Source organism: Candidatus Hodarchaeum mangrovi, from assembly GCF_975850365.1.
Genome location: NZ_CDLCQJ010000015.1, coordinates 76,930 through 87,190 on the forward strand (window position 1 = coordinate 76,930; position 10,261 = coordinate 87,190).

Genomic DNA, 10,261 nt, shown 5'->3' on the forward strand with positions numbered 1-10,261 from the left:
AATGAAATATTTAAAAAAAAGGAGACAGCGTGGTCAGTTACAAATTGCTGAAACATTGGTAGCTGTTTCTTTAATGTTAGTTCTCGCTCTATTGCTTATTAATGCTGCGGACCAAAGCTTAAATCCTCCTCAATCATATAAATTTCTAGATCGAACTGGCTATGACATTTTAAGCACAGCTGACGAAGCAGGTTATCTTAGACCTTCTATTTATCTTAAATTCAATCCTATTTATTCAGATGAAGCAACCTATTTTCTTAGTCTTCTAGATGCCTATATTACTTCCATTTTGAGTGATAATTATGGTTTTATACTTATTGCTCATGATTTAGTCAATGGAGTGCCTTCTGATTCATATAACACGATTTTAGGCTCAGCTGCAGATATTGCAGCACTTCAAACTGGAGGAGAGGGAGTAATTATTAATTATCATCTTGGATCATACACATCTGCAGAATATGGTCAATTTCAGAATGGCTATTTAGTTAAACTTTATTTATGGGAGAAAATATAGATGCAGAAGTTATTTAATAAATCAAGACAGGGGCAAATGTTTATTTTAGCAACAATGCTTATAGCGATTTATATTGTTTCAATGGCCGCAGCTTTAATGAACATACAAGTAAATCAACTTGAATTTAATAGAGAATCTCTCTCAGAACCATATTTCGACTCTAAAAGGGAAATTCAAAACTTTTTAGAATATATTTTATCCAAATACACACAAAATAACTCAGGAATGTCTCAAGAAAATGCTAAACTGTCTATTAAAGATTTTTTGAAAAATTTAGAATATTTGGCAATAACCAGAGGTATACTAGCGGAATTCTCATTTATTGAAGAAACTTTTCAAATGAATGCAAAACAACCACCATATACAAATGTGACCAATGGAAATATTTATTCTAGTGAAGTTTCAGCAAACTTTAAATTAAAATTAACAAGCTTGACGACTTCCCTAACTATAGAAGAGATATTTAATTTAGTATTCCATGCTCGTGTTGAAGTATTTGATAATCAGATCTTTATTTTTAGTAAACGAAGAGAATCTTTTCAGCCAACAAATCCCTATAGTATCTTTATTTTAAATGGAACTATACCATTGATACCCAATCCATATTTAAACCAAACTGGAGTGTTCTATTTCGATAAACTTACTTCAATAAATAATATTGGTATACTTAACGTAACTTTACCTAATGGGATTAGGATTCTTTCATGATTTTTCCAGAATTCACCAATTATGTTACACAGATAAAAAAATCATTGAACAATCAATTTTCTTTAGCACAACAAGCACGAAATCGGAAATATGACCCAAGATGCAACGTAGAATCTATAATAACATATTCTGTAAAGTTAAGAATTTCCTCAATCATAAATATTGTTGGTTTAGAAGAAAATTTGCCATCAAACATCGTTTTCCATGAGAACTCACTTTTACTTGCAGCAGAAATAGCCAAACAGATAGTAAACGGTTATTATTTAAAATTGCCTCGAGAGGAGCTAATTCTAATTGCACTCCAAAGCGCATGTGTTATCTTAAGTCAAGGATTGATTTCTGTTCCCGAAGAGGCTATTCCAAAAATAGCTATTTCAGAAAAGACTTCACATTTGACAATTTTTTTTTCCAATACTATTCGCTATGTCCCTGGGGAAGTAATAGGATTAGTTGTTCTAATTGCGGATTACCTACGCAGAATCTTGCATCTAAATCGATTTAACGCTACACCTGAAATGATAGGAAGATATATTGAGGAATTAGAGCTTTATTATGAGCTAAGTGATCGAATTCCTGATTTGAAAAAGGATTTAGCGAAATTAATACTCCAAAATATTGGTATTGAAATCTCAGGTGAATCCTATGAAAGAATTGAGGTTGTTAAATATAGAAATCTTCCACCTCTATCAAACCAATTAAGAATGGGAATGTGTGTAGCATTAGAACGTTTTATGGATAATATAAACCTGATTACTCGATATAAAATTTTAGCTGAAATTCCAGAATGGAACTGGTTAGATAGAAGTTTTCATTTTGTAAAAAAGAATAAACTAGTTTTTGGTGATCGAGAAATTCGAGGTACTCAACCATTGTTATCAAAATCATCTGGTCAAGGGGGGTTTCAATTAAGGTATGGACGCACACGCAATACTGGATTTGGTTCAGTTGGTGTAAATCCAGCGACAATGATGCTTTTAAAAATCATTTCGCCAGGAACGTCAATAAAAATTGACTTAATAGAACGAAATTTAATAACACTTCCAGTTTCTAGTTTAACAGGTCCTTTAGTAACAATTGAAGATGGCTCTTTAGTACGGATTGACAATATTGAAACATTTAAAGAATATGAAAATAGAATCATACAAATCTGGGAATTAGGAGAATTATTACTTTGTCCTGATGATATTCCTGATCAGGAAGCTTTTGATATATCTTCCTGGACCGAGGAATGGTGGGCAATGGAGGTGATTAATGCCTCAATAAGGAAATTTGGTTCGATTCAAAATTTAGCACGAGCTTTATCTGTTGACTTCAATATTTTAAAAAGTTGTCTTGATAATCCATCAGTCATTCAATTGAATCCTGAAAAAGTTTATTTGATATCTAAATTAACAAAAGTGCCTTTGCACCCTAAATTTTCTTTTAATTGGAATAATATAGCTATTAGTGATTTAATTCTTTTATTAGACCATATTATTAAGAATGAAGAACCAAAAATTCCCAATAATGATGAAATGAAAAGGATTCTAAGTTTTTTAGGTGTTCCTTTTTCTGTTAGTAATGAAAGGATTGAATTTGATGATTTTCAGCACATTTTAACTCGTTTAAAAGATGAAAATCTTGATTTAGATCAAATAATAAATAATCTCTCCATTGAGGATGAGACTGAGGAAATTGTATCTAAATTAATCGGAGTACCAATAAGATCAAAATCAAAACGTAGACTTGGTACTCAGATAGTTCGAGTAGAAAAAGCTGAACCTCGTCATATAAATCCTCCATCTCACGTTCTTTTTCCCATCGGATCCTTAGGAGGGTCTCAAAGAAATTTATTAAAAGTAATAAAAGAAAAGGCAGTAATTCTTAACCTTTCGAACCGATACTGTTCGTCCTGTCAAAAAACAGTTTATTATGTTTACTGCCCAGACTGTAATCAAGAAACAACTCAAAAACTTTTGTGCAGAAATAACCATACTTTTGAAACAAAAAATTGTCCTGTATGTGGAAATTATGGTGTTCCTTCTAAACCACATTCTGTAGCCTTTGAGGAACTGCTAAAGGTAAATAAAAGTGATATTTCAAATTTAGAAAAATTTAAAGCGGTTTCTTATCTTAATACTAAAAATAAAATTCCAGAGAATCTCAACAAAGGTGTTTTGAGAGCAAGACATGATATATATGTCTATAAAGATGGAACTAGTCGGTTTGATACTACAAATGCCCCCTTATTATGTTTCAAACCTCTGGAAGTAGGAACATCGATTGAAGATCTTATCCGTCTTGGTTATGACCATGATATTGAAGGAAAGCAGCTAGAAAATGAAAATCAATTAATAGAACTCTTTCCATATGATGTTATTATTAGTAAGTCATCTGAAAAATTTCTTTTAAAACTAACTAAATTTATTGATGATGAATTAACTGAATTTTACGATTTGCCAGCCTATTTCAGATTAAAATCCTTCCAAGATCTAATGGGTTCTTTGATTGTCGGAATTTCCCCTTTTTCTAAGGTTGGAGTGATCGGACGAATTATTGGTTCTACCACAACTGATGTTCTTTATGCACATCCAGTTTGGCATAAATTAAAGGGACGTAACTGTAATGGAGACATAGACTCGTTTACTCTTCTACTTGATGTTTTAATTAATTTTTCTGAAGAATTTATTCCCACTACTAGAGGGGGAACAATGGATGTCCCTATGGTTTTGAATATGCCAGATTCTTGGGAAGATTTGTCATTCTATGCAATGAGTGAATCCATTCCTATGAATCTACTATTTTTCAGAGAATTAAAAAGTAATCCTACCAAAAAAGATCTTCTGGTCTACAAAATTTCTAATTTAAATTACTCTTATCCAAAAATTCATAAGATTGACAACATCTCAGGATTTAATATTAGTAATCCGCTTAAACAGAGTAAACTTATTTCAAAGATTCAATCAAGTCTTTCAATCCTTAAAAAAATTCAGGGTACTCAAGAGAGTGAGTTTGTTGAAAAAATATTAGAAAACGATTTTTTAGAAAAATATAACTCTTCTTTAGAAAAATTCTTCTCTCAACCTTTTAGATGTCTAAGATGTAACCGAAACTTCCGACGTATCCCTCTATCAGGTAAATGTTCATCCTGTGGACAAGAAAAGATCGGGTTAACTCTTTCTGAAGGCTGGGTATTGCGATACACACAAATTATAACGCAACTAGAAGAAAATTATGCTTCAAGTATTTCGCAATATTTAGACTCTTGGATAAAATTACTAGAAATAAATAAGCGTCAGGTATTTGAGATTGGATTACGTCCTACAACTCTTTTCTAACTGATGAAATCTTAAAATTAAATATCATATCAATCAAGTTATAATAGCAAATGAGAATAGTTTTTAATAATCTAATGGGTCATTTCATTCATGAAGATATTTTTTTTACCATATTATTAAAAATGATAAATTTAATACATTTTCGTTTATTTTTTGAATAAAAATAATATCTTATTTTAAAATACAGTATTTAAATGGTACTTCACATAGTTTTGACCCTTCTTTGATTAAATTTTCAACTTTTTACCTTCTTTATGTCTTTCTTTATATTGTGAACATTAATAATTCAAATATTTTAAGTATTACAATAGTATTATATCAAATAACCAAAATTAGTCCAGATGTTGACAATAGATGCAAACCTTTTTTTGGGATTAAAACTATTATATTTTTACGATGAGTTATCATGAAATCAAGGAGTGTCTTTATACTGTGATTCAAAGAGAAAATGAGGTAATAATTAAGCATTTACTAAAAAAAGAATCTAGGATTATTTCAATGCCAAGAAATCAACCCGTTGCAGAAGCTGCTAAACTAATGAAAGAACATAATGTAGGATCAGTAGTCATAAAAAATGAACAGATCCTAGGAATTATTACCAAAGGTGATATTATAAATCGAGTTGTTGGCTGTGCTCTTGATCCTGGCATAATTTTAGTTGAAGATGTGATGACCCATCCAATTGCTTATGTTTCATCTGATGAAACATTGGAGAATTGTATGTTATATATGGCAAAACGAAATATTGAACGAATTCTTGTTGTTGAAAACAATGATTTATCCAAACCACTTGGAATAGTGTCAACTAATGATATTTTAAAATTTGCACCTGGTCTTATGAGAATTAGACTAGAACAACTTTTAATAGAAAATACAACAAATGAATTAGAATACCCAAAACTTAAAGGCTTTTGTGATGATTGTGGTAATTATTCCGAATTTCTAAATGTAACTAATGGTTATACATTATGTTCGGATTGTATAAAAGCAAATCTTGAGGATGACACCTCTAATGAAGATTTAGACTGATTTAGAAAAGAAAACATTATAGATCACTGAATTATGTGGTATGGCGTGAACAAATTCGTTCAAATCTATCGCACGTATTTTTGCTTGCTCTTCAGATGAGTTAGCATTCTCAATAAAGACTTTTTGGATTTTTTTTGCTAATTTTCCTTTTGGTTCGGAACCAGGTTTGATCAAAATGTAATTTTGGCTTACTAGTTTTATTTTTTCTTCATTTCCATAAATTATTCTAGCGGAATATTCATCAAATTCTATACCGATTGCTAGAATTAATTCAACTCCCCTGATATAATTCCTAGTTCCTTTAATCATTATTCCCCCCTTTGGTATATATTCACCACTTGGTGCTGAAAAACTCACATTTGAACCAGTTACATAATAGACATCTACTGCACCATATCCAACTTTCCAACCACTTGAAAAACAAGCAGCTAATTGAGCAGCAGTTTTAATGTCTTCTTCTGAAGGATCCAAATCATTGGATTCTCGTTTCAATATAGTATAAGGAGCACCTTGAAGCTCAGCATGAAAAAATAGGTCAGTCTCATTTAATCGCCGTTTAGCTAACTCTTCATTTCCTGAAATATCTTTTCCTCCAATAATTAGAAAATTATTTTTTGAATAAGTCCAATGAAATTTTTCATACCATTTTCTTTTTCGTCTCTTTAAATTCAACGATGCAGCTTCTTTTTGAATAGTAAGTTCCTCTGATAGGTTATTTAGTCTCTCAATTGTTTTTTCAAGAGCTTCTTGGGCTGGTACAATTTTCCTTGATACTTTTTTGGCATTTTCATAGAAATCATTAGCTATATTTGAAGCAGATTTTCGAAAATCGATTTCAACTTCTTCTGAATCCAATATTAGAATAATTTTTCCTTTTTCGGGAACTATTTCTTTGAGAATTTTCAAAGAAGGAAAGCTGTGAGTTCCTGCACTTTCAAATTTTTTCATAATCTCCTCCCAGGATATATTCTTTTTACGTGCCTGCATTATTGTACTTAATAAATCATCAATTAAATGAAAATTCTCGTAAATTCGGTCTCCAAGCAATTTGTATCTCATTTCCTTCGCTGTAAACTCTTTAATTGCTTTTTCCTGTTTCTCCTTTATTGCTAGTATCTTTTTCCGCTTTCGATCAATTGATATTATACTTGTGGAAATCTGAGGAAGAGTAGAAGAGTAATAATAGTCCATAGCAGCAGAAAAAGTATCAAACTTTCTTAAAAAACCATCTATTGATCTTAGAGTTATTGGTTGATATAAAACTGGTTTATTGTCTTTATCAAGAATTACAGAAGGATTTAAGTTGATTAATTCTATTTCTATTTCTTTGAAAATAGATAAAAAAGTCATAATTTCTTTTTCTGTTATTTCAGAGCAGTGAATTGATTTTAAAATCCCAGCTCTGTATAAAATTTCTTCCATAAGGCCCCCTCCTCCCCCAAATTTACGTACTAATACTCTAACAATTTCCTCGTTTTGATATTCACTGGAAGCTAGGTTTGATTTTAATTCCTCAAGACTAAGTTGAAATATTGACTTTCCACTACTTGGAGGTAATTCAAACTCCTTACCTGGTAAAAGATCGCGATGACGCATTTTTCTATACCACAAAGCTGAAATTACCTTATTCTCCTCTCCCACAATAACAAAATTTGGTTTTGTCCCAAAAAGCTCAACATAAACTCGATACTTCTGCTTTCCTACCAATGTCATCTCTATAATTCTATCAAATTCAACTTGACAAATTTTAACTAATTCTGAACCCTTTAAATGTTTTCTTACTGCCATAATCTTCTCCGTTGGACGCTGAGGTACTTCATGTTTGTATTCTGTTAAATGAAAACGGACTCCTGGTTCTATCAATAATATTGGATTTTTAAAACTCCCAGTTCCTTTAAATTTAAACAAATAAAAACTATCCGATGAATCACGATAAATATTATCTACTCTATATCCAACAAGAGCTTGAAGTTCCTTTGAAATCGCATATACATCTAAATTTGACATTTTGTTCATTTTTGTATGACAACTCTTTGATAAATCAAATCAAAAGATCTTAACTGTTTTATTTGTAGACATTGGGTTTTAAACTCTAATTTTGGACTATTCTAGTCTAATCACAGTAAATTTACTTCTATCTAAATATTAACCTTAATTCAATATAATTTAATAATTGTCATAGAAAGCTTTAATCTGTAAACTTGCTTTTTAATTTCCCCTCTAAATTCATTAATTTAATAGAAGGATGTCATTAATGTCACAAAATTCGTCAAATAAAACTACAAATCCAATAATAAACACAATATTGGTGTTGAGCATAGGATTATCAGCATTAGAACTTACTCAGTTAATATTTGATCCAAGTCATGCCGCTTCCCTTACAGCCTTAGACTTTAATGCCGTAATTCAACAAATGTTTTATGGTATGAACTTAAATGCTACTACATTATATTCATTTTGGGCTGTTCTCGTTGCTTGGGCCATTTCAGGCTTGATTGCTGGTATAAGGGCTAAATCAGGGTTTTGGGGAGGATTCGCTGGATTCTTTGGTACTATACTGGGAGCAGCATTTCTTTTAATTGTAAATGTTCCAACAATTGAATTAGGTGCAATATCAGAGTTTATATTTGGAACAATTTCATGTGCTATTGTTGCAACAATAACAGCTTATGCAACAGGTTCTGCAACAAAAGTTAAAAAGCCAGTACCAAAATCAGTCCCAACACGGAAAATTTGGTCAACTGATAGTACAAAGAAGATATGGATTTGTAATAAATGTGGTGAAAAAATACCTCCTGGAGCTTTCTCTTGTCCTAAATGTGGAGAACTGGTTATAGAATAAATAAAAAAAAGGGGATTTCCCCTTTTACATTATTCTCTTTTGTCGTAAATCTTTGAATTGTTCGCTTAAGGCATTTATTTCAGTAAATATATTTTGCAGAACCTCATTTAATGTGAAGAATTTCTGATTTTTGATACTAGATAGTAGATCAGAACCAACTGTTCCCAGTTCATTAGATCGTAATGTTTTATGAGCATTTCTTACAGTTGGTTCAAGTTGTGTAAGAAATTCAATTAATTCTCGTGAGATTCGTAGCCCTTCTTCCGTTGATTTGCTCTCAAACAATTCAACACCATTTAATTCAAGTATTAAATCACATATTTCCCAATATTCTTCTTTTAATTCTTCTAAAATCACTCCCATGCGTTTAAAACGACGTTTTCTTTCATCGGAGTCATTTGAACCTTCTTTGGATGATTTAAAGAAGGAAGCGTGCCCTAGTAATTCCTCATAAAAATCGGAAGCAATGGCACGATGTTTATCTATATCGCGTACCAACCGATTTATTTCGGATGATACAGAAGTAGAGGTACGATATTCGGTGTTGTTCAATCCAAAGCACTCCTATTGGTTTGTTATATGTCGAAAGACTGGATGACCAGTAATTTGAATCAAAGTTTATTTAGCATAAAATATCTGAAAAGACTATAACACCGTGATATATGCATGTAATATTGAATCATGTTCACATAAAAAACTTTCTAAAACGAAACTGATAATTACAATTTATATTCTTTTAACCAGCTAAATTCATTTTAAAACAATAGATCTTCTTCATTGTTTCTCTACATATCTACTTTTAAATTAGAAAAGAGACCCTGAAATCCTTAAAATTGTAAAAAAACTCTAAATCCTACTAAATCTTTTTCTTTCTCCTCTTAATAATATTTTAACTAATATTGTGGAATGATTTTCCAAAATATTTTCAATCAAAAAAATAGAATATTTTGTTCTATTCTAAGAAATTTGTTTTCCAATCTAAAAATACCTCCTAAATCTTCATTATTTAATTCTTAACAATTAAACTGAATGAACGATTTCTTTATATCTAAAATCTAGCAAAGAAGTAGTAGAAAAGAATTACAAAATTTGATCAACTTTACTAATACAATACTAATTCTACTTTCAGATTATTAGTAAAATAGTTCTGAGGCTGAAAAATTGGAAGCATTAATCCTTACAGCGGGGAAAGGGACGAGATTAAATCCAATCACAAATAAATTTCCTAAACCATTGATACCCATTGGTGGGAAACCAATTCTATTTCACATTCTTGACAATCTCAAAAACCATGTTGATAAGGTAATATTAGTCATTGGGTTTGAGGCAGATCAAATTCAAAGAAGAGTGGAAAAGTACGATTTCCCATTTAAAATCGAATGGGTTAATCAGAAAGAACAACTTGGTACAGGACATGCAGTACAAATATGTGAAAATTTAATAAATTCAGAAATGTTTTTTATGTTTTATGGGGATATTTTTGCACTTTCAAAAGATATTTCTTCCTTCCTTGAAGTATCAGTAAAAAATGCGCCTAAACTTGGAACATTTGCAGCGGCTAAAGTCCCCAATCCAGAAATTTATGGGTGTCTTGAGTTTAAGAACGATTTATTAGTTAAAATACATGAAAAAAGTCCAAAACCTATTAGTAACATGATCAATGCAGGAATTATGACCCTTCCTAGAGCTATTTTCGATTTATATCCCAGAATTGCCGTTTCTCCAAGAGGAGAAATTGAATTACCTGATATAGTTAATATGGCCATTTTAAAAGGATTTGAGTTTTCAGTGTTCCTTATCAAAGAGCATTGGACTGATATTGGATACCCCTGGCATATTTTAGAAGCTAAT

Annotated in this window: 8 protein-coding genes; 6 read left to right on the top strand and 2 right to left on the bottom strand. The window is 31.0% G+C overall.

The genetic code is table 11. The annotated features are described in order from the left end of the window. Nucleotide 1 precedes the first annotated feature (1 nt). From ACWVCY_RS02230 to ACWVCY_RS02245, 4 genes are all read left to right on the top strand, one after another. Nucleotides 2-514: a hypothetical protein gene (locus ACWVCY_RS02230; RefSeq protein ID WP_455140053.1), complete on the top strand. Its 513-nt coding sequence runs from the start codon at nucleotides 2-4 to the stop codon at nucleotides 512-514. Next, the gene (locus tag ACWVCY_RS02235) at nucleotides 515-1,222 is read left to right on the top strand and encodes a hypothetical protein (RefSeq protein WP_455140055.1); all 708 of its coding nucleotides are present in this window, start codon (nucleotides 515-517) and stop codon (nucleotides 1,220-1,222) included. After that, the gene (gene polC, locus ACWVCY_RS02240; RefSeq protein WP_455140057.1) at nucleotides 1,219-4,539 is read left to right on the top strand and encodes a DNA polymerase II large subunit; all 3,321 of its coding nucleotides are present in this window, start codon (nucleotides 1,219-1,221) and stop codon (nucleotides 4,537-4,539) included. The genes ACWVCY_RS02235 and polC overlap by 4 nt, the downstream gene beginning before the upstream one ends. Nucleotides 4,540-5,037: 498 nt before the next feature. Further along, nucleotides 5,038-5,568 (top strand): CBS domain-containing protein, encoded by a 531-nt coding sequence (locus tag ACWVCY_RS02245; protein ID WP_455140059.1) that lies wholly within the window; start codon nucleotides 5,038-5,040, stop codon nucleotides 5,566-5,568. Here ACWVCY_RS02245 and rqcH read toward each other — a convergent pair. Next, the gene (gene rqcH / locus ACWVCY_RS02250) at nucleotides 5,560-7,575 is read right to left on the bottom strand and encodes a ribosome rescue protein RqcH (RefSeq protein ID WP_455140061.1); all 2,016 of its coding nucleotides are present in this window, start codon (nucleotides 7,573-7,575) and stop codon (nucleotides 5,560-5,562) included. The genes ACWVCY_RS02245 and rqcH overlap by 9 nt on opposite strands. Before the next feature lie 247 nt (nucleotides 7,576-7,822). Between rqcH and ACWVCY_RS02255 the strand changes: the two genes are divergently transcribed. Continuing rightward, a complete protein-coding gene (locus ACWVCY_RS02255) occupies nucleotides 7,823-8,410 on the top strand; it encodes a zinc ribbon domain-containing protein (RefSeq protein ID WP_455140062.1) in 588 nt (195 codons plus the stop codon). A gap of 24 nt (nucleotides 8,411-8,434) precedes the next feature. Here the strand turns inward: ACWVCY_RS02255 and ACWVCY_RS02260 are convergent, their stop codons facing one another. After that, nucleotides 8,435-8,962, bottom strand: coding sequence for a hypothetical protein (locus tag ACWVCY_RS02260; protein ID WP_455140063.1), 528 nt, complete (start codon nucleotides 8,960-8,962; stop codon nucleotides 8,435-8,437). A gap of 609 nt (nucleotides 8,963-9,571) precedes the next feature. Between ACWVCY_RS02260 and ACWVCY_RS02265 the strand changes: the two genes are divergently transcribed. Further along, nucleotides 9,572-10,261: sugar phosphate nucleotidyltransferase (locus ACWVCY_RS02265; protein WP_455140064.1), on the top strand; the 690-nt coding region annotated here is incomplete at its 3' end.